At 39.0% G+C, this 19675-nt stretch carries 16 protein-coding genes, 23 tRNA genes and 1 rRNA gene; 5 read left to right on the top strand and 35 right to left on the bottom strand.

The genetic code is table 11. The features are described from left to right. The first annotated feature begins 19 nt into the window (after nucleotides 1-19). Nucleotides 20-634 carry a nitroreductase family protein gene (locus QNJ52_RS08725; RefSeq protein WP_283722332.1) on the top strand — a complete coding sequence of 205 codons (615 nt, stop codon included), beginning with the start codon at nucleotides 20-22 and terminating at the stop codon, nucleotides 632-634. Between the two features lie 141 nt (nucleotides 635-775). On the opposite strand, the gene QNJ52_RS08720 is transcribed toward QNJ52_RS08725, so the two are convergent. The 4 genes from QNJ52_RS08720 to QNJ52_RS08705 form a co-directional block, all read right to left on the bottom strand. Then, nucleotides 776-2938 carry an RNA degradosome polyphosphate kinase gene (locus QNJ52_RS08720; RefSeq protein ID WP_241427520.1) on the bottom strand — a complete coding sequence of 721 codons (2163 nt, stop codon included), beginning with the start codon at nucleotides 2936-2938 and terminating at the stop codon, nucleotides 776-778. Nucleotides 2939-2987: 49 nt separating this feature from the next. Continuing rightward, on the bottom strand, nucleotides 2988-4523 hold the full coding sequence (gene ppx, locus QNJ52_RS08715; protein ID WP_283722405.1) for an exopolyphosphatase: 1536 nt from the start codon (nucleotides 4521-4523) through the stop codon (nucleotides 2988-2990). Nucleotides 4524-4540: 17 nt separating this feature from the next. After that, a complete protein-coding gene (gene fumC, locus QNJ52_RS08710) occupies nucleotides 4541-5926 on the bottom strand; it encodes a class II fumarate hydratase (RefSeq protein ID WP_219492942.1) in 1386 nt (461 codons plus the stop codon). A gap of 110 nt (nucleotides 5927-6036) precedes the next feature. After that, nucleotides 6037-6177 carry an SAS053 family DNA gyrase inhibitor gene (locus QNJ52_RS08705; protein WP_283722331.1) on the bottom strand — a complete coding sequence of 47 codons (141 nt, stop codon included), beginning with the start codon at nucleotides 6175-6177 and terminating at the stop codon, nucleotides 6037-6039. 79 nt (nucleotides 6178-6256) lie between these two features. On the opposite strand from QNJ52_RS08705, the gene QNJ52_RS08700 reads away from it, so the two are divergent. Beyond that, nucleotides 6257-7147: a nuclease-related domain-containing protein gene (locus QNJ52_RS08700; protein ID WP_283722330.1), complete on the top strand. Its 891-nt coding sequence runs from the start codon at nucleotides 6257-6259 to the stop codon at nucleotides 7145-7147. A 248-nt stretch (nucleotides 7148-7395) separates the two neighbouring features. Here QNJ52_RS08700 and QNJ52_RS08695 read toward each other — a convergent pair whose 3' ends face one another. The 6 genes from QNJ52_RS08695 to QNJ52_RS08670 form a co-directional block, all read right to left on the bottom strand. Next, nucleotides 7396-8007 (bottom strand): 6-phosphogluconolactonase, encoded by a 612-nt coding sequence (locus tag QNJ52_RS08695; protein WP_219492945.1) that lies wholly within the window; start codon nucleotides 8005-8007, stop codon nucleotides 7396-7398. A gap of 302 nt (nucleotides 8008-8309) precedes the next feature. After that, nucleotides 8310-9044 (bottom strand): oxygen-insensitive NADPH nitroreductase, encoded by a 735-nt coding sequence (nfsA, locus tag QNJ52_RS08690; RefSeq protein ID WP_283722329.1) that lies wholly within the window; start codon nucleotides 9042-9044, stop codon nucleotides 8310-8312. A gap of 14 nt (nucleotides 9045-9058) precedes the next feature. Beyond that, nucleotides 9059-9532: a tRNA (uridine(34)/cytosine(34)/5-carboxymethylaminomethyluridine(34)-2'-O)-methyltransferase TrmL gene (trmL, locus tag QNJ52_RS08685; RefSeq protein ID WP_012657482.1), complete on the bottom strand. Its 474-nt coding sequence runs from the start codon at nucleotides 9530-9532 to the stop codon at nucleotides 9059-9061. Next, a complete protein-coding gene (queG, locus tag QNJ52_RS08680) occupies nucleotides 9533-10654 on the bottom strand; it encodes a tRNA epoxyqueuosine(34) reductase QueG (RefSeq protein WP_283722328.1) in 1122 nt (373 codons plus the stop codon). A gap of 59 nt (nucleotides 10655-10713) precedes the next feature. Then, nucleotides 10714-11436, bottom strand: a complete 723-nt coding sequence (locus tag QNJ52_RS08675) for an amino acid ABC transporter ATP-binding protein (protein ID WP_283722327.1) — start codon at nucleotides 11434-11436, stop codon at nucleotides 10714-10716. After that, nucleotides 11429-12880 carry an ABC transporter substrate-binding protein/permease gene (locus QNJ52_RS08670; RefSeq protein WP_419956622.1) on the bottom strand — a complete coding sequence of 484 codons (1452 nt, stop codon included), beginning with the start codon at nucleotides 12878-12880 and terminating at the stop codon, nucleotides 11429-11431. The genes QNJ52_RS08675 and QNJ52_RS08670 overlap by 8 nt, the downstream gene beginning before the upstream one ends. A 157-nt stretch (nucleotides 12881-13037) precedes the next feature. Here QNJ52_RS08670 and QNJ52_RS08665 point away from each other — a divergent pair, with 157 nt between their 5' ends. Continuing rightward, nucleotides 13038-14204, top strand: a complete 1167-nt coding sequence (locus tag QNJ52_RS08665; RefSeq protein ID WP_283722326.1) for a pyridoxal phosphate-dependent aminotransferase — start codon at nucleotides 13038-13040, stop codon at nucleotides 14202-14204. A gap of 94 nt (nucleotides 14205-14298) precedes the next feature. On the opposite strand, the gene QNJ52_RS08660 is transcribed toward QNJ52_RS08665, so the two are convergent. Further along, entirely contained in the window at nucleotides 14299-15345 is a 1047-nt protein-coding gene (locus QNJ52_RS08660; protein ID WP_219492952.1) for a PTS sugar transporter subunit IIC, read from the bottom strand. Nucleotides 15346-15521: 176 nt separating this feature from the next. Here QNJ52_RS08660 and QNJ52_RS08655 point away from each other — a divergent pair, with 176 nt between their 5' ends. Then, nucleotides 15522-16076, top strand: a complete 555-nt coding sequence (locus QNJ52_RS08655) for an ATP-dependent Clp protease proteolytic subunit (protein ID WP_283722325.1) — start codon at nucleotides 15522-15524, stop codon at nucleotides 16074-16076. Nucleotides 16077-16382: 306 nt separating this feature from the next. After that, nucleotides 16383-17234: a hypothetical protein gene (locus QNJ52_RS08650; RefSeq protein ID WP_283722324.1), complete on the top strand. Its 852-nt coding sequence runs from the start codon at nucleotides 16383-16385 to the stop codon at nucleotides 17232-17234. 24 nt (nucleotides 17235-17258) lie between these two features. Here QNJ52_RS08650 and QNJ52_RS08645 read toward each other — a convergent pair. The 24 genes from QNJ52_RS08645 to rrf form a co-directional block, all read right to left on the bottom strand. Next, nucleotides 17259-17340, bottom strand: a tRNA-Leu gene (locus tag QNJ52_RS08645). Between the two features lie 103 nt (nucleotides 17341-17443). Beyond that, a tRNA-Gly gene (locus QNJ52_RS08640) sits at nucleotides 17444-17518 on the bottom strand. 19 nt (nucleotides 17519-17537) lie between these two features. Beyond that, a tRNA-Cys gene (locus QNJ52_RS08635) sits at nucleotides 17538-17611 on the bottom strand. A gap of 5 nt (nucleotides 17612-17616) precedes the next feature. Further along, nucleotides 17617-17688: transfer RNA gene (locus QNJ52_RS08630), tRNA-Gln, on the bottom strand. 12 nt (nucleotides 17689-17700) lie between these two features. Then, nucleotides 17701-17773 (bottom strand) — tRNA-His (locus QNJ52_RS08625). A gap of 2 nt (nucleotides 17774-17775) precedes the next feature. Beyond that, nucleotides 17776-17849 (bottom strand) — tRNA-Trp (locus tag QNJ52_RS08620). 32 nt (nucleotides 17850-17881) lie between these two features. Further along, nucleotides 17882-17965, bottom strand: a tRNA-Tyr gene (locus tag QNJ52_RS08615). An 8-nt stretch (nucleotides 17966-17973) separates the two neighbouring features. Next, a tRNA-Thr gene (locus tag QNJ52_RS08610) sits at nucleotides 17974-18049 on the bottom strand. Nucleotides 18050-18068: 19 nt separating this feature from the next. Further along, a tRNA-Phe gene (locus QNJ52_RS08605) sits at nucleotides 18069-18141 on the bottom strand. A gap of 5 nt (nucleotides 18142-18146) precedes the next feature. Further along, nucleotides 18147-18222 (bottom strand) — tRNA-Asp (locus QNJ52_RS08600). A gap of 8 nt (nucleotides 18223-18230) precedes the next feature. Further along, nucleotides 18231-18304 (bottom strand) — tRNA-Met (locus QNJ52_RS08595). A gap of 55 nt (nucleotides 18305-18359) precedes the next feature. Beyond that, nucleotides 18360-18452: transfer RNA gene (locus QNJ52_RS08590), tRNA-Ser, on the bottom strand. 10 nt (nucleotides 18453-18462) lie between these two features. After that, nucleotides 18463-18536, bottom strand: a tRNA-Ile gene (locus tag QNJ52_RS08585). 35 nt (nucleotides 18537-18571) lie between these two features. Next, a tRNA-Met gene (locus QNJ52_RS08580) sits at nucleotides 18572-18645 on the bottom strand. A gap of 19 nt (nucleotides 18646-18664) precedes the next feature. Further along, nucleotides 18665-18740, bottom strand: a tRNA-Ala gene (locus tag QNJ52_RS08575). Between the two features lie 16 nt (nucleotides 18741-18756). Continuing rightward, nucleotides 18757-18830: transfer RNA gene (locus QNJ52_RS08570), tRNA-Pro, on the bottom strand. 13 nt (nucleotides 18831-18843) lie between these two features. Next, nucleotides 18844-18920: transfer RNA gene (locus tag QNJ52_RS08565), tRNA-Arg, on the bottom strand. Between the two features lie 15 nt (nucleotides 18921-18935). Next, nucleotides 18936-19024 (bottom strand) — tRNA-Leu (locus tag QNJ52_RS08560). 16 nt (nucleotides 19025-19040) lie between these two features. Continuing rightward, nucleotides 19041-19115, bottom strand: a tRNA-Gly gene (locus QNJ52_RS08555). Nucleotides 19116-19120: 5 nt separating this feature from the next. Further along, a tRNA-Leu gene (locus QNJ52_RS08550) sits at nucleotides 19121-19204 on the bottom strand. Between the two features lie 17 nt (nucleotides 19205-19221). After that, nucleotides 19222-19297, bottom strand: a tRNA-Lys gene (locus tag QNJ52_RS08545). Nucleotides 19298-19303: 6 nt separating this feature from the next. Next, a tRNA-Thr gene (locus tag QNJ52_RS08540) sits at nucleotides 19304-19379 on the bottom strand. A gap of 11 nt (nucleotides 19380-19390) precedes the next feature. Then, nucleotides 19391-19466, bottom strand: a tRNA-Val gene (locus QNJ52_RS08535). Between the two features lie 10 nt (nucleotides 19467-19476). Continuing rightward, nucleotides 19477-19591, bottom strand: a 5S ribosomal RNA gene (gene rrf, locus QNJ52_RS08530). Nucleotides 19592-19675: the final 84 nt, after the last annotated feature.

Raw genomic sequence — 19675 nt, 5'->3', positions numbered from 1 at the left:
AATATTTAGGAGGATCAAAATGATAGCCACAGATATACAAGAGAAATTACTGACACGCCGCGCAGTGAAACAATACGATCCAGCGTTCAAACTTTCTCAGGATGAAATACTAGACTTACTCGACGCTGCAAATAAAGCACCGTCAGCATGGAATCTACAACATTGGAAGTTTATGGTTTTTCACTCAGATGAAGGTAAACAGAAGTTACTTCCTATCGCCTTTAACCAGCAGCAAATTGTTGATGCAAGTGCGGTTATCGTAATTTTAGGTGATAAAGAGGCAAATAAGAATATCGATGAAATTTGCGCACCAGATATCCAAAAAGGACGCATGACTAGTGAGATTAAAGAACGTCTCGCAAGTCAGGTGAACAATGTGTATCAAAATGAACATTATGCTTATGAGGCAGCAGTAATGAACTCTACATTCCCTGCAATGCAGATTATGAACTTTGCAACGTTACGCGATCTAGGCTCATGTGCCATCGGTGGATTTAACCGTACACAATTAATTGAATCGTTCAATATCGACGAGCGCTATGTTCCAACAATGCTAATCACTGTTGGAAAGTCTATTAAGACCCCGCGTGAAACAGACAGAAGAGACGTACAGACTATTACAGAATTTCATTAAAAAGAGAAGTTACGAAAAAATAGGCAGGAAACTTATAAGTTTCCTGCCTATTTTTCGTGCCTAAACGCTCGTGTCACGACCTTTTGACGGCGTTTCAAAAGTTGCCACTACGACAAAACCAGAACACTTCTGTCACGACCTTTAGTTACGTTTTAGTTTATTCTTCACAAACCCTAATAATTTTGCACGTTTACTCATCATCGGTTTATGCATGACTTCTTTCGGTCTGATAAACGAACGTTTAAATTCCTCTGCTCGATATATCAATTCATCTTGTGAATTAATCGCACGTGCATCATTCCTTACATAATGATATATACCATTTGAATCTTGCTCACGTGCTTTTTGATTATCTTCTAGCTGCAGATTTAATATATCTTTTAATTCCTCTACAATCTTGCTATCAATAATTGGGAATAAGATTTCTACACGTTTAATCATATTGCGTGTCATCATATCTGCTGAGGATAAGTACATCTTCTCTTCCCCATTATGATAGAAGTAATAAATTCTTGAATGCTCAAGGAATCGTCCTACAATGCTGATGACACGAATGTTCTCACTTACACCAGGAATTCCTGGTTTCAAGCAGCATATTCCTCGAATAATCAGTTTTACTTGAACACCGGCGTTACTCGCTTCATATAACTTCTTAATTACCGTCTTATCCGTTAACGAGTTCATCTTCGCAATGATCAGTCCATTTCCGTGCTGTTTCTGACACTCAATCTCCCGATCGATATGTTCAATAAATTCATCACGAATCTCAAATGGTGCAACATGTAATCGCTTATAAGTCGGTTTCTCAGAGTAACCACTTAAGTAATTGAAGAAGTTCATCGCATCTTCTCCAATTTCTTTATTCGTCGTAATGATACCCATATCTGTATAGATTTTAGCTGTTTTATCGTTATAGTTCCCTGTTCCTAAATGAACATATGATACCATTTCATCATTTACTTTCTTAACGACTAACGTAATTTTACTGTGTGTTTTAAGGTGTGTCATACCGTAAATAACGTGACATCCCGCTTCTTCAAGCATACGTGCCCAGTGTACGTTATTCTCTTCGTCAAAACGTGCCTTCAGCTCAACAAGCACCGTCACTTGTTTACCCGCCTCAGCTGCATTTTTCAGTGCATCAATAATCGGTGAGTCGCTTGATACACGGTATAGCGTCTGTTTAATCGCCAATGTATTCGGGTCTTCAGACGCTTCTTTAATAAAATCCACAATCGGCTGGAAAGATTCATATGGATGATGAAAGAATATATCACGCTTTAAAGCTTCAGCATAAAGCTCACCATTTCCAAGATACTTCGGCGGACATGGTTCAAATGGCTTAAAGGCAAGTTGAGGGTAGCGTTTCTCTATCATTCCTGATAATTGGAATAACATCGTTAAATCTAGTGGCCCTTCAAGTTTATATACATCACGATCCTCAATTTCAAGTTCATCCTTTAAAAATGACGCATTGATTGACATATCCTGTCGCGTATCAATCTCAAGACGCACAGCCGCACCACTTTTACGCTTCTTAAGAAATTTCTCTATTTCAATCAGAAGATCCTCTGCTCCATCTTCATGAATTGTTAGATCTGCGTTACGCGTAATACGGAAAGCAAATGTACGCGTTACTTGATAGCCGTGAAACAGCTTATGAATAAAATGTGTGATAACATCTTCCAATAGAACATATACTGTTTTTTCACCATTTGTCAATTCAATAATTCGGTTAAGTAAAGCTGGAATCTGGACGATCGCTGATTTCTTCTCACCACTATCCGTCACTACATCGACAAATATGTTTAACGATTTATTAGATAACTTTGGAAATGGTCGGTATGCATCAATTCCAAGCGGCGTTAATGTCGGAAGAATCTCGAAGTTGAACTTCTTTTCAATGATGCTATAACTTTCTGGTGATAATTCATCCACCGATTTGAAGTACACATTGTACCCTTCAAGATCACGAATTAACGCATGATATTGATCATACTGCATCTTCACATTATCTCTATTTGCCTTATCAATCGCAATCAGCTGTTCTGTCGGTGTCATCTGCGTCTTATTCTCTGGTTCACTGAATCCCATCGTTACCTGATCTTTCAGGCCACCCACACGAACCATAAAAAATTCATCTAAGTTTGAACTGGCGATTGCTAAAAATTTAATACGTTCAAGTAATGGGTTCTTCTGATCAAATGCCTCTTCTATGACTCTACGGTTAAAATCAACCCAGCTCACTTCGCGATTATTATAATATGCTTTATTCCCTAAATCTAAATTCTGTTTCATCATCATCACGTCCACTTTCATGTTTTCATAATTCTGCCTATTCTACTGTACCGAATTAATGTAAAGCTTTTGTAAATATGAGGTTAATTTTAGATTTAATTATTTTTTCGATATGTTTCTTCTGTCTCTCTGTCTGATATTCTTCAGCTATTGGATCTCCGTTGTATTCGATGATTAGATTATATTTATCGTCATTCTTCTCAAAATAAAGTGATTCGACGATATTGGTATTGCTGATATTTAATGCATGTGAAAACTTCAGAATGCTGCCAAGCATCTGGATGACATCTTTCTCATCACTGTTAAACCATTTCGTTTCATCTTCATAGAACTTCAGTAAAGATTTATTCTTATAACTGGAGAGTAAAGCGAGTTTCACGCGATTTTTGTGACTGATACCATTTAAACTTGAGTTTGAAAGAATATAATATGTGTGCTGGCTCGCTGCATCAGAATCGATATAGCTTCCTAAATAGTAAAGGTACGCAGCATGCTTTAAGAAAGTCTTGTCCTTTTTATTTCCTTTGATCAAGTCATGCTTTTCCATTTCGTAATATAGCATCTCTGCAATCATGGTACGCTGCATTGCTTCATCGTGCTTGATATTGTAATCACTCGCTAAGTTACGTAATGAATCTTTAAATACATTATCTTTATCAAACGGTAGTACGTATTCTTTTTCAAGAACTTTCATAATGACACCTTCACGTAATCCTTTACGGGAAAAGATGAATTCCGTCGCATCTACTTCGTCGAACAGCGTATTAAATAACACACAAGATGGTACGATAATATCTTGACGATCGCGACTCAAGCCATCCAGGTCTTCAAGTTCGTCTTTAGGGGTATGAATTAACGTCTTAAATACGAGTTCAAGATCTTTCTCTTTCATACCATAACCATGTACACCCGCAATCGGATATTCAGTTAATGATTGGTGAATACGTGCGATATTTCGCGCAGAACCACCAATTGCAATAATTGGACATTTACGTTTTTCGAGCCACTTTAAGCTTTCTATTTCATTCTTAATATATTCACCCGCTGCTTTAATCGCTTCTTTATCATTATGTTCCTTGCCGTCAAAGAACAGTTTCTGTAACGTTACGACACCGAATGGAAAACTATGTGAAAACTTAAGTTCCTTATCTTCAAAATAAGTTACTTCTGTACTTCCCCCACCGATATCTACAGTTACACCATCTGCATAGTCCAGTGTATTAATCACTGCATAGTAGCCATAGAATGCTTCTTCCTGTTCAGTAATAATGCGCACATCTATTGCAGTTTCTTCCTTCACGCGTGCGCTAATTGCCTCAATATTAGACGATTGACGTACAGCTGCTGTCGCTACTGGGTAAAGTGCATCTACTTTAAACTTATCAGCAACTTTCTGAAAGCTTTGTAACGTATCACAAAGTACAGCGATTCCTTTATCCGACATTACCTTATCTGCATCAAGATATTGATACAGTCGTGCAGGCGTCTTGATATTCTGTAATTCCTGTAATCCTGCTTCAACTGAATAATCAAAGATTACAAGTCTGATTGTATTTGATCCTATATCTACTAATCCAATTCTCTTCATGATTACCTGCCCTTCACTTCTTATTTCGGATGAATCATTTCCTCTGGTTTAATCCATTCGTTAAACTGTTCTTCTGTTAGATAACCACTCTTAAGTGCAGATGCTTTTAATGTTAGGCCTTCTTTATGTGCAGTCTTCGCAATATATGCTGCTTTCTCATATCCGATATGCGGGTTCAATGCTGTTACTAACATTAAAGATTCGTTTAAATATTTCGTAATATTCTCTTCAATCGGCTCGATGCCTACAGCACAATTATCATTAAATGATTGCATACCATCCGTTAATAAGTAGATCGATTGTAACGTGTTATACATAATCACAGGTTTAAATACATTAAGTTCGAAGTTCCCTTGACTTGCCGCAATACCAACCGCTGCATCGTTCCCCATAACTTGCACCGCAACCATCGTTAACATCTCAGACTGCGTCGGGTTTACTTTACCTGGCATAATTGAAGAACCTGGCTCGTTTTCAGGAATAGAAATTTCAGCTAAACCAGCACGAGGTCCTGATGACAGCCAGCGTACGTCATTTGCAATCTTCATTAAATCAGCTGCTAACGCCTTTAATGCGCCGTGAACAAACGTTACTTCATCATGTGCAGTTAGTGCGTGGAACTTATTTGGAGATGAAATAAAGTCATATCCTGTTTGTTCACCAATTTGTTTTGCAACACGGTCACCAAATTCAGGGTGAGCATTAATTCCTGTACCAACTGCAGTGCCACCAATCGCAAGGTTTAATAATTCTTTCTTAGAAGTATTGAGTAGCTCCTCACATTTATCTAACATAAAGCGCCAACCTGAAACTTCTTGTCCTAATGTTAAAGGTGTTGCATCTTGTAAATGCGTACGACCAATCTTGATAATTGATGCGAACTTTTCTTCTTTTTCTTTTAAAGTGTTACGCAATGTATTTAAAGAAGGTAATAATTTAGCTTCAATTTCGTGGAATAATGCAACATGCATCGCTGTCGGATACGTGTCATTAGAGCTTTGTGATTTATTAACATCATCGTTCGGGTGAACTGTTTCATCGCTTCTAGCTTCCTTTAAATAATTGTTCGCAACAAATGCTACAACCTCGTTAACGTTCATATTGCTTTGTGTACCACTACCTGTCTGCCAGACAACTAATGGGAAGTGTGCATCTAATTTCCCGCTCAATACATCATCACATGCTTTAACGATAGCGTCACTCTTAGCATCTGATAATTTCCCTAATCCTTTGTTTACAATTGCTGCCGCTTTCTTTAAATGTGCAAAGCCATATACCACTTCAATTGGCATCTGTTCTTTACCTACTGGAAAGTTCTGTTTACTACGCTGTGTCTGGGCACCCCAGAACTTATCTGCAGGTACTTCAATTTCTCCAAATGTATCGTGTTCAATTCTAAATGACATGTTATTCTCCCCTTATCTCTTTTATACTTATATTTTACATTAAATAACGCTTTCATTCATTAATAATTAACAAAAAAATCAGAATACATATCATGTATTCTGATTCTTAATTACGCTTCGTCATCTTGCTTTTCTTCATGATTTTCGGCGTTCTGTTCTGATATTTGTTCCATCTCTTTACCGAGCTCTACGACATCTTCAAAGTTAGTAACCATTTCATTTTCCTGATCTTCATAGCGATGAGTTGACATAATTTAACACTCCTTTAACTAAAAGTTAATATTTGTTAACTATAATATAATCTGATACCAAACTATAAGGAGAATCCTCATGCAATACATCGTAAGAATCCCCTCACAACAAGTCTACAGCTTTATGCACCTTAAACACAGATATCATTTCAGTGACACCAATGTACGTGACCTTGAAAAGAAGGAACTCGGCTATATCGGTGAAGTAATAGCTGATAAATTGATACATGAACACTTCAGTAATGACTCATGTATTTATTTAACTGATTTAAACTATACTATTAATTATACCCAATTTCAGATTGATTCTATCTTAATTATCGAAAATACTTTATATATTTTTGAAGTGAAATACTTTAACTTTGATTTGACCTATGATGGTGTGCTTTATTATCTCGCTAATGGCGAAGTGTTTCATTCCTTGAATAATCAGATTGAGAAGATAAAGAAGCTTATGTGCTCTGTATTTGAATTTAAAGTCGACAACATTATTGTCATGCCGTTTTTTACGAATAAAAATCAGATGATTTATTCTAAACATCACGATCACTATTTAACGATGCATAATTATAAAGCATTCTTTAATTCTATAGAGAGACCAAAGTTTTATAATCAGGTCGTTGCGGCTGAGCTTATTCAAATGAGAAAACCAAATGACTTTGATAGACCATTAGAAATACGATATCACGAAGTTGACAAAGGCGCATACTGTCCGAGTTGTTATCACGAATTAATCAAACAATCTTCTCGGAAGTTTCAATGTACGTATTGTAAGACGACATTTTCAAGTCGTGAGATTATCGAGGCAAGCTTCGAAGATCTGCCAATACTGTTTCCGAATATAGTAATAACGACAGCACTACTCTATGACTGGTTCGGTGGACTGATGAGCGAACGAAATTTAAGGAGGTATTGGGATAAACAAGAGATTAAGCAGCCATTTCAGTTAAGCATTAAAAGAGAAAAATAATGAGTGTCACTTTTTTGGTCACTCGTACTAAATTTGGTGCGCGAGTGTCACTTTTTTGGACACCCGGACTAATTATGGACCCCGAGTGTCACTTTTTCGGTCACTCGTACCAAATTTCACCCGCGAGTGTCACTTTTTTGGACACCCGGACTAAATTTCACCTGCGAATGGCTACTATTCGGACATTCACATCTACTCCTTCAACATCACTCAACAAAAAAAGACCCTCATCCGGGCCTTTACTTCAATTAGCTATACATTTGATAGAAATATTCACGCACGTCTTCTGGCAAACCTTGTGCTGCTTCTTTATCCATAATAACGTTCACCATTCGATGCGTCTTAAGATTAGCCGCTTCGAAACGTCCACCTGCTTCAGTTTTATAAAGATTACGAACTATATCCGCTTTATCACGACCTGTTAAGATAAGAACAACTTCACGTGCGGCACGTAAACCTTTGTCATCGTCTTGATCCAGCTCCTTATAGCCTACTGCTCCACTGCTTGTTACAGATGCAAATAAGGTTGTCAGTTTTCCTTTATTCTCTTTAGTCTTTGCTTCTTCATCGATCAAAGACATAATACTTCCTTTACCACCTTTATGATACTGACTTTCCACAATACCGATATTTAAATATTCTGCTTGTTTCTTGTCATAATCAAAGATGTGAATCTGGCTCATATCTACTGGTGTCTTTGCCACATCCGCAGAAAGTTCTGCAAGTACAGCATCAGCCTCATTGCCTAATGCTGTTGCAATAATAGAAGTTGGGTTATTGTTCATCTGTTTACGGAATAAGTCTGCCACATAATTTGCTGCTGTTGATTTATCTTCAAATACTTTAAAGTTCATTGCCATGATGTTTTCCTCCTAATTAATCTCTTTTTCATTATACATGATTACTTTTACTCTTACCCTAAAATTAGCATACATAACCTTATAATTTATAAAGGGCGGTTAGAAATAATGTTTAATTTATTCGAACTTTAGGTTATAATGTGTATATTAATGTTATTTAGGGGGAGTACCAATGAATACTTTATTAATCGGTATGGTATGTATCGCGTTCTTAACTGCTATCTTAACAGCTGGCCGTGAATCTAGTTACGGTTTAAAAGAAGAAGATCTAGACAAGTAAAAAGCAGCCTCGGCTGCTTTTTTTATTGTTTTAAAAACCTTTTTGACTTTAATACCTCATCGACATCAAGTCTCGGTTTACCCTTTAACATACCAATGACTTGCGCACTCCAGGCATCATCTCTCTCACCGTTCGTTCTTTCTTTATAATACGCACTCACACGCGCATCATAATCTTTATAATCATTGAAATCAAATGGCTGATATTTGTTTTCGTGATAAACGACGTCAAATGGCAGACGTTCTTTCTGGCTGCCTGCCTGATCCGGCACCCCTGCTACCATACCAAATAACGGATACGTATACTCCGGTAAATTCAGCAATTCACTCACACGCGCTATATCGTTTCTTAATGAACCGATATAACATATCCCTAAACCCATACTTTCTGCTGCTACTGCCATATTCTGAGCTGCAAGTGCGGCATCTACCGTCCCTACAATTAATGATTCCGTTGTTCCAAAGTAATCATCGACGCTCGTATTAAAATGCTGTCCAAGATGATGATGACGATTAAAGTCTACGACAAACACAAACAGGTGACCGTTATGTTCGACATAGCTCTGAGTGCTAACTGCCCTTAGCTGTGCCTTTAGCTCAGGGTCTGTTACTCCTATAATTGAGTAGCTTTGAACGTAGCTTGAAGTCGATGCATGCTGTGCTGCAGTTACTAATGTCTTAATTTGTTCTTGGGATAAAGGTTCATCCTTAAATTTGCGTATTGAACGATGATTGAGTAGTAAATCGATTGTATCCATAGTGCACCTCCGAATTATTTTAATCCTGGATAGTTCTGCTGACGCAATGCCTCATATATTAAAATCGCTGCTGTATTCGACAGATTAAGTGAACGTACATTATCGTTCATCGGTATACGAAGCGCTGTATCCATATATTTTTCCTTTACCCAGTCAGGGAGTCCTGTCGTTTCTTTACCAAATATAAAGTAATGTTTCTCATCTGTGTTGCTGTAATCAAATGTTGTATGTGGTTTCTTACCGAACTTCGTCAGTAAATAGTAATGTCCTTTATTCTTCTCAAAGAATTCTTCGATACTGTCATAGTACGTAATATTGACAAATTTCCAGTAATCTAAACCTGCGCGACGCAACATCTTGTCGTCGGTCGAGAACCCTAACGGTCGAATTAAATGCAGATCTGTATCTGTAGCTGCGCAACTACGCGCGATATTTCCTGTATTTGCTGGTATTTCTGGTTGATATAATACGATATTGATTGATGACATCTATTCTACACTTCCTAAACTTTTTAATATTTCTATTTTAACATCATTATCTGTTTCCTGCGTATATCTTTCTCTTAAATAATCATGGGTAGACATACTAATTTGTCCAAGTGCCCAGTATGCGGTCCCTTTAATTTCTGGTCGCACATCATTTTCCGCGACCTCTTTCAGGTCATCAATGGCATCTATTTCCTTGAAGTGCGCAAGTGCTAAGATAGCATTACGCTGAATCGGCTTCTTACCACGCCATGCACCAGCAAGATGACCATATTCATTCTTAAACTGTTTGTTATTCATCTTTAAAAGCGGCACAAGTAATGGCTTTAAAGTTTGTGGTTCCAGTTCAATATCATCATGCGTCGTATTGATGCCACGATTTTTAGGACATACTTGCTGACATGTATCACAACCGTATAACCTGTTACCAATCTTCCCCCGGTATTCATCCGGCATAAATCCTTTCGTCTGCGTTAAGAAACTGATACATTTATTGGAATCGAGTTGTCCATCACCAAGCAGCGCACCTGTAGGGCATCGATCGATACATATCGTACAGTCGAGGCATGAATCGATAACCGGATGGTCAGGTGTAAACGGAATAGAAATCAGCATCTCTCCTAAATAGGTCCAAGTCCCAAGTGTCTTATTTAATATAAAGCCATTCTTCGCTGCGTATCCAAGTCCCGCACGCTCTGCGACTGCACGATCACTTAGCACACCCGTATCCACCATATTCATTACTTTCGCATCAGGCACACGTTCTAATATAAATGATTCAAGCAATGATAAGCGTCGATTTAGAAGTGTATGATAATCTATACCCCACGACGCCCGTGCGAATATCCCACGACGCGCCCCGCGCATGCTTTTAGGTGCGTTCGGTAACTTATTCGGATAACCTACTGCAATCGCGATGATGGACTGTGCCTCTGGTAATGATAGCTTCGGGTCAATGCGCTCTTCAATAGAACCTTTCTCAAATCCTGATGCATAGCCTGAGTTGTAATAAGATTCTAGTTTCGGTCGCAGTTCATGGAAAGGATCTGCCGTCGTAAAGCCAATCGCATCAATGCCGACCGTCTTACTATATGCGATAATCTCCTGTTTTAACTGTTCGTTCATCGTACACCTCCTAAACATTTATAGTTTAACACAAAAAAGCATGTGGATATCCCACACGCTTACAATACTTTAGATAAAAAGCTCTTTGTTCTTTCATGCTTAGGGTTTGTAAAAAGTTCAGAAGGCGGTCCTTCCTCTTGCACCACTCCTTTATCCATAAAGATGACACGATCTGCTACTTCTCTGGCAAAACCCATCTCATGTGTTACAACGACCATCGTCATCCCTTCAAGTGCAAGCTTCTTCATAACTTGCAGTACATCTCCTACTACTTCTGGATCCAGTGCTGATGTTGGTTCATCAAAGAGCATCACATCAGGGTTCATCGCCAGTGCACGTGCAATTGCAACACGCTGCTTCTGCCCACCTGAAAGCTGCGACGGATAATGTTCTGCTCTATCCTGTAATCCAACTTTATCAAGCAATTCCAGAGCTGTTGCCTTTAACCCAGATTTATCTCCTTTATTAAGCAAGGAAGGTGCAAGCATTAGATTCTCAATAACCGTCTTATGGGGAAAAAGGTTAAAGCTCTGAAATACCATCCCCATCTTCTGCCTTAGTTTATTGATGTTTGTCCCTTTCGCTGTAAGCTGATTGCCTTCGAAGATAATTTCTCCGCTCGTTGGGGTTTCAAGCAAGTTCAAACAACGTAATAATGTTGACTTTCCGCTTCCAGAAGGTCCGATGATTGCAACAACCTCACCGGTACTTACTTCAAGGTCAATGCCTTTTAACACTTCAACTTCTCCAAAACTTTTATATAGCTTATTCACACTAATCACTTACACTCATCCTCCTTTCAAAGACATTCATCACACGCGACAATCCGAATGTCAGTATAAAGTACACAACTGCTGCTATCAATAACGGTGTAAATGGATCAAACGATGCACCTTGAACCACTTGAGCATTGAACATCAGTTCAGATACCCCGATCACCGAAACGATAGATGACTCTTTAATCACAGTAATAAATTCATTACCAAGTGCTGGCAATATCTTCTTGATTGCTTGTGGCATAATGACTTTGTTCATCGCCTGCGAATTGCTTAATCCAAGTGAACGTGCCGCTTCCATCTGTCCTTTGTCCACTGCTTTAATCCCTGCACGAATAATCTCAGCTATATATGCTGCACAGTTGATCACAAGTGCAATCGCACCGCAGATGAATGCTGAAAGATCGATGCCGAGTACTGCTGTCGTACCGAAGTACACCAAGAATACTTGGACGAGTAACGGTGTTCCACGAATAAACTCGATATAGATCCATGATATCGTTCTGGCAATAATATTCTTGCTTAGTTTCATAAATGCCAGGATACCTCCAAATAATGAACCAAGAAGTACACCAATTAATGAAATAACAATCGTTCCACCAATCCCCTGGATAAAGAATGTTCCATATTTACTAAAGAATGAGCCATCATCAAACATCTCCTGATTTGCTTTATCTTTATAATCCTGAATTAAATTCTTATCATTTACTTCCTTTATATGTTTATTTAATTCACTTAACAGTTTCGGTGAATTTTTGGGAATAGCAATCGCTGTTCCTTTTTCAGCATCTGCAAACTGCAACTCTGAGAATGCTAAGGTTTTATTTTGAGAAAGATACGCCTCTCCTACTGGGCCCTCTAATATCACACCATCAATCTTTCCTGTATTGAGCGACATGATTATTTCTGGAACACGTGTTAATGACTGCACCTCTGCTTCTGGTATTTCTTTCTTAGCTAGCTCTTCTTGTGTCGTCTGTTTCTGTACACCGATCGCTTTACCAGTAAAATCTTCTATCGCCTTTAATTTATCTTTATCTTTCTTTTGTATAATCATACGTTGCTGTACATGCATATAGTAGTCTGTAAAATCTACTTCTTTCTTACGCTCAGGCGTTGGACTCATACCCGAAGCAATCATATCAATCTTTCCTGTTTTAAGTGCCCCTAGCAAGCTATCAAACTGCATATTGACGATTTTGAGCTCCACACCTAAATCTTTGGCAAGTTTTTTGGAGAGCTCTATATCAATCCCTGCATATACTCGCTTACCATTCTTTGTCTTTTCGAATTCATAGGGTGCGTAATCTGCTGACAGACCCACACGTAGTACTCCATTCTTCTTAACCACATCATATTGGTCTGTCGCACTACGCGCTGTAGAAAAAGGAAAAACGGATAGTAATACTATAAACACGAATGTTAATTGCATGACATTTCTTATTTTCATATGAGTACCCCTTTCTGTTATAATCGAATTATACATTATATAGAATAATTATACAAGATTTTTATTTTTACAAATGTTCTAATAATTTTTATTTTTTTGATTCTTTATAATCATTACTGTACAATTTATAGAACAAACTAACGAAAGAGTGAAACATATGCCAACATTAAACAACAATATCTTAGAAGTAACCATTCCAGGGACAAGAGAATTCGCAAATAAAGTAGCAGGTCTACATGATGCTGTTGATTTAACGCTCGGTCAGTCCGGTTTCGACGCACCACAATATATTAAAGATGCGATGATTGAAGCAATCAATGACAATAAACTGCGCTATACACATAACCGTGGTCTTATTGAACTGCGTCAGGCTATCAGTGATAAGTTAAAACTTGACTTCAACGTTGACTATGATGCTGAGCATCAGATTGTCGTAACAAACGGAGGATCAGAAGCAATAGATGATATTTTTAGAAGCATCATTAATCCAGGAGATGAGGTGATTATTCCTTCTCCAAGTTATCTTGGATATGAACCAATTCTGAAGTTGCTCGGTGCTAAAGTCGTGAACATTGACACGCGCGATACACATTTAATTCCGACACCAGAAGCGGTCAAAAGAGCAATCACTAAAGATACGAAAGCGATTCTTTTTAACTATCCGACAAATCCAACCGGAAAGACATTGACGTATGACCAGATTAAAGGTCTTGTAGATGTGCTGAAAGATGAAGATATCTTTATCGTGACAGATGAAATTTATTCAGAGAATATATATGATGTAGAACATCATTCATTTATCGAATTTGACAGTGTTCGTGATCGATTATTTGTTATCAATGGGTTATCGAAATCACATGCAATCACTGGCGCACGTGTCGGCTATGTTGTATCTACGCCTGAACTCATTAAACACGTTACAAGCGTTCATCTATACAACTCTATCTGTGTAGCAACACCAAGTCAGTACGGGGCGCTTAGCGCGTTCACACATGATAATAAAGAGATCATATCAATGAATAAAGCGTATAAAGAGCGTAGAGACTATCTTTATGACAAATTAACCCAGATGGGATTACCCGTAGAAAAACCCCAAGGTGCTTTCTATATCTTCCCGGATATCTCTGCCTATAATTCAGACTCATATCAGTTTGCTACAGACTTACTAGAATCCGAACGTCTTGCAGTTGTTCCTGGCAGTGCTTTCTCTAAATACGGAGAAGGTCATATCCGTCTGTCTTTCGCATCAACAATGGAAGAAATTAAAGAAGCCTGTGTAAGACTTGAACGATTCCTGAATAATTATCCAAAACAACCGAAATAAATTTATATAAAAATAAACCCATGCGCTACGAAGATTGCATATCTTCATTGCACATGGGTTATTTCTTTGTCATGATATCAATATCTAAAACAATCTACTGCTGTGGCGTAAACTTATACAAGCTATCCTGATATTTCGGCATAACTTTCTTTAGAACGATATGTGTAACAAATGCGATCGGCAATGGAATAATCACGTATGCGAGAAGCAGGCTGAGTATATTTGCAGCGAAACTTCCTTCCATGAACTTCAGCGCATTAATTGGACCAACGAGCCCTGTATATCCGAAACCTGCACTCATCGGCGTACCTTGAACATTAAAGAAATATGCACATAGTCCAGCCACAATCCCGTTAATAAAGAGCGGTAAAGCAATTAAAGGGTTCTTGAAGTATACAGGCATCATCATCTTCGCAGCACCAATAATTAAAGTCAGTACCGTTCCGCGATCATTCACCTTTAATGAACCGAAGATAAACGTGTAGCAACATGCTACAATTCCGAGATTCGCTGCCCCGCTTCCTAGTCCTGAAAGACTAATCACAGTAGCAATAGCCACAAGAGAAATAGGTGTTGCCATCAGTAAACTGAATGTAATACCGATCAATATACACATCATCAATGGATTCAGTTCTGTGAAGCGTTCAATCATCTGACCAATCGCTCCCGTAACGTGCTTTACGTAAGGTAAAGTCAGCGTACCAATGAAGCCAGGCAGAATTCCAGCAAGTAACGGTAAAAATACAATATTTAAACTACCCATCTTGTTGCCGGCATAGATTAATATCGCTGCACTGATAGCAATCGTCAGCATCATATTAATCAAGTCACCAATACCGACGAACTGAAAACCTTTGCCATTAAACTGAACAGCACCAGAACCGAGCATCGATGCTCCTGAGAGTATCGCTGTCTGCAGTGCACTGAACTTAAACTGAGCACCAATTGTAATACCAGCAAGTAAGCTTAGCGTAAACTGGAACACCATCAGCAAGTGTCCTAAATTTATAAAAATATCATTATATTGAGCGAGATACTTAAACAATTCACCAAGCATCGCATTCGGTACAAGTGCAACGACAATACCCGCCGCCATACCATTAAGAATATTCATAAAAAACTGTTTTGGAGTTAACCTCATTGTTACACCTACCCTTTTTCGTATTGATTATATTTTTAACATACTTCATTACTTAAAAGCAATAAATTTTTGAAAAATATAACACAATTATAATCTTATAAATCCGTGAGTATTATGTTTGACTTAAATTGACCAAACCAATAAAATAAAAATAACAAGCATATAGGAGGCTTATTATGCCAAACGAAAACAAAGATCTAATGATAGAAAAAATGATAGAATCAAGAACAATCCTAATCTCTGGAGGTATTGATGACAAATCAGCGAAAGAAGTTGTCAATCAATTATTACTTTTAGATTCAATCAATCATGAACCAATTAAATTAATCATCTCATCTCCTGGTGGACATGTAGACTCTGGTTATTTAATTCACGATATGATTAATTTCATCGAATCAGAAGTGAAGATTATTGGTGCAGGTTGGGTAGTGAGTGCGGGCGTATTAATTTACTTATCAGGTAAGAAAGAAAATCGTTACGCATTGCCAAATACACGCTTTATGATCCATCAGCCAAGTGGGGGCACTCAAGGACAAGCGTCAAATATGGAGATTACAGCGAAAGAAATTATCCGTACACGCCAAAAGTTAAATGAATTAATCGCACGTGAAACTGGTAAATCTGTAGAAGAAGTCGAGCAGCATACAGGCCGTGACTACTGGTTAAATACAGAAGAAGCAAAAGAATACGGTATCGTAAATAAAATTATTGAAAACCAAAAAGAAATCTAAAAAAATCTCAATGCACATTACGTTGCATTGAGATTTTTTTGGAATTAAAGAAGCAACGAATATTTAGTGAAGTAATGACCTCTAGCTTATTAATGCTGCATATTTACTTTCTTATTAAAGCTCCTAATTTATAACGAAATTCAACAGATATTAAAAGTACCGAATATTTCTTATCAGAAAGAAATTGATGGAATCCTATCCCCTGTTATTAATGACATACAGCATAACAGAAAGGGTGCCTTCATATTTAAGCATTATGCATATACGAAAGCACGCATTAATGATATTGATAATGCTGTGAAATATATGAATAAAGCGAAATCAATCTATGCTGATAATGATGATATAAATGAATTAATAGAGGTTGAAAAAGATTACGCAAGCATATATTATCTTGTAAGGGATTACGATAAAGCATTGCAGCATGCGATTACAACTTATGAAAATTATAAAGATGACCTATCTGTTACAAATCCAAATATCATCCCTAACTTACTCGTATCAATCGGAACGTTCTGCTATCAGAACTACGATATTGATGACTGTATTAAATACTTTAAGCTTGCTGAAGAAAAATGTATAGAGAACAAGACTTACAAACATCTGACACCAATATATAAATCATTGTGCGTCATGTATATATTGAATCAGGATGAAACACACTATAGAGACACATATAAAAAATTTGATAATATAAAGCTGTTAAATCCAGATGATTTTCAGACAAACTTCGATATATTTACAACAGATATCATCTATTACTTCTTTAACGAGGAATATCATAAGCTGTTATACCTACTGGATCAAAGAGATACACTGTTAAAGCACGATCAGTATCAGCAGCAAGTAAGCGATAACTTCGAGGACTTCTGGAGCTTATATAAAGCAATTGCACTTTATAACTTACAACAATACGAGAGCGCAATTTCCATTTTGAAAAGCGATGACGCTGATACAAAATTTATGGCGCTTGCGGACGTAAGTATACATGCACAGAAATACACATATCTTGCTTTAAATGAAGAGCGATTAGGTAATGATAAAAGCGCATGTGATTACATTATTAAGGCGATGGATATGATTGAATCAATCCCATCGAATCACTTCACTCAAATAACCGAACAGACATATGAACGTATCATAAATAAAAGCCTCTAAACGCAATGTTTAGAGGCTTTAGTATACCACCGGTCGGGGTCGAACCGACACTCCGTGAGGAACCGGATTTTGAGTCCGGCGCGTCTGCCAATTCCGCCACGGTGGCTAAATATTAAATTAATTGTAGCAAACTAAGTATAGTGCTAATTACCAGGATAGTCAATGACAGTGTGTAAGAAAAAAATAAGCTACCCTATGGTAACTATAAATGGAGCGGAAGGTAGGACTTACACCTACACCTCAGATCAGGAAGATCTGTATTCTAAAAGTTGAAATACTCCCGCAATATAAAATTAGTAAAGATGGAGGCGCCAACCGGATTTGAACCGGTGATAGAGGTTTTGCAGACCTCGGCCTTACCACTTGGCTATGGCGCCTTTAACTGGGCTAGCTGGATTCGAACCAACGAGTGACGGAGTCAAAGTCCGTTGCCTTACCGCTTGGCTATAGCCCATTAATAATAAAGGGCGACTGATGGGAATCGAACCCACGAGTGTCGGAACCACAATCCGATGCGTTAACCACTTCGCCACAATCGCCATGGCAGGGGCAGTAGGAATCGAACCCACACCAAAGGTTTTGGAGACCTCTATTCTACCGTTGAACTATGCCCCTATATTAATATTATAGCATATGTATGAATCAAATGGTGGAGGGGGGCAGATTCGAACTGCCGAACCCGAAGGAGCGGATTTACAGTCCGCCGCGTTTAGCCACTTCGCTACCCCTCCAGATGGAATGGTGCCGGAAAAAGGACTTGAACCCTCAACCTACTGATTACAAGTCAGTTGCTCTACCAGTTGAGCTATTCCGGCATAATACAAAATAAAAAGATGGCTCAGGACGGAATCGAACCGCCGACACAAGGATTTTCAATCCTTTGCTCTACCGACTGAGCTACTGAGCCATACATGGCGGTCCCGACGGGAATCGAACCCGCGATCTCCTGCGTGACAGGCAGGCATGTTAACCGCTACACCACGGGACCACTAATAATTGCGGGAGGCGGATTTGAACCACCGACCTTCGGGTTATGAGCCCGACGAGCTACCAGACTGCTCCATCCCGCGATAATAATAAATAAATTGAAAACCATATTTTATTGAGTGCTGAAGTAAAAAATAATGGCGGAGGAAGAGGGATTCGAACCCCCGCGAGCCGTTAAGCCCCTGTCGGTTTTCAAGACCGATCCCTTCAGCCGGACTTGGGTATTCCTCCATATATAAAGTGGACCTTGCAGGACTCGAACCTGCGACCAAACGGTTATGAGCCGTTTGCTCTAACCAACTGAGCTAAAGGTCCTAAATCCAAAGGTAAACACTTATTAAAATAAATAGTGGCGGCAGAGGGGATCGAACCCCCGACCTCACGGGTATGAACCGTACGCTCTAGCCAGCTGAGCTACGCCGCCGAAATAATAATTAAGTTTATGGTGGAGACTAGCGGGATCGAACCGCTGACCTCCTGCGTGCAAAGCAGGCGCTCTCCCAGCTGAGCTAAGCCCCCATATATGTAAAGCGAGTCGGGAAGACAGGATTCGAACCTGCGACCCCTTGGTCCCAAACCAAGTGCTCTACCAAGCTGAGCTACTTCCCGTAGCTAATAAAAATGGCGCGCCCGAGAGGAGTCGAACCCCTAACCTTTTGATCCGTAGTCAAACGCTCTATCCAATTGAGCTACGGGCGCATATTAAAAATTAAATGGTGCCGAGGACCGGAATCGAACCGGTACGGTAATCACTTACCGCAGGATTTTAAGTCCTGTGCGTCTGCCAGTTCCGCCACCCCGGCATTCAAAATTTAATAATGGAGCGAAAGACGGGATTCGAACCCGCGACCCCAACCTTGGCAAGGTTGTATTCTACCACTGAACTACTTTCGCAAAAATGGTGCGGGTGAAGGGAGTCGAACCCCCACGCCAAAGGCGCTAGATCCTAAGTCTAGTGCGTCTGCCAATTCCGCCACACCCGCATATAAAATTATTAAAATGGTGAGCCATAGAGGATTCGAACCTCTGACCCTTTGATTAAAAGTCAAATGCTCTACCAACTGAGCTAATGGCTCTAGAAATGGTGCCGGAAAAAGGACTTGAACCCTCAACCTACTGATTACAAGTCAGTTGCTCTACCAGTTGAGCTATTCCGGCATAATATTAAATGGTGGAGGATGACGGGCTCGAACCGCCGACCCTCTGCTTGTAAGGCAGATGCTCTCCCAGCTGAGCTAATCCTCCTGGGTATATTGCCCGGCAACGTCCTACTCTCGCGGATCGTAAGACCAACTACCATCGGCGCTAGAGAGCTTAACTTCTGTGTTCGGTATGGGAACAGGTGTGACCTCTCTGCCATCGTCACCAGACAAATGAAAGAATATGATATCCAGTTTCAACTCGCTGTCCCTATTCATTTTCTAGATTTCAATCGAATCTGGCGATTCTCAGTC

The organism is Macrococcus sp. S115, assembly GCF_030067655.1.
Lineage (GTDB): Bacteria > Bacillota > Bacilli > Staphylococcales > Staphylococcaceae > Macrococcoides > Macrococcoides psychrotolerans.
The sequence above is the reverse complement of the archived record's forward strand: the minus strand, read 5'-3'. Positions and strand labels throughout refer to the sequence as shown.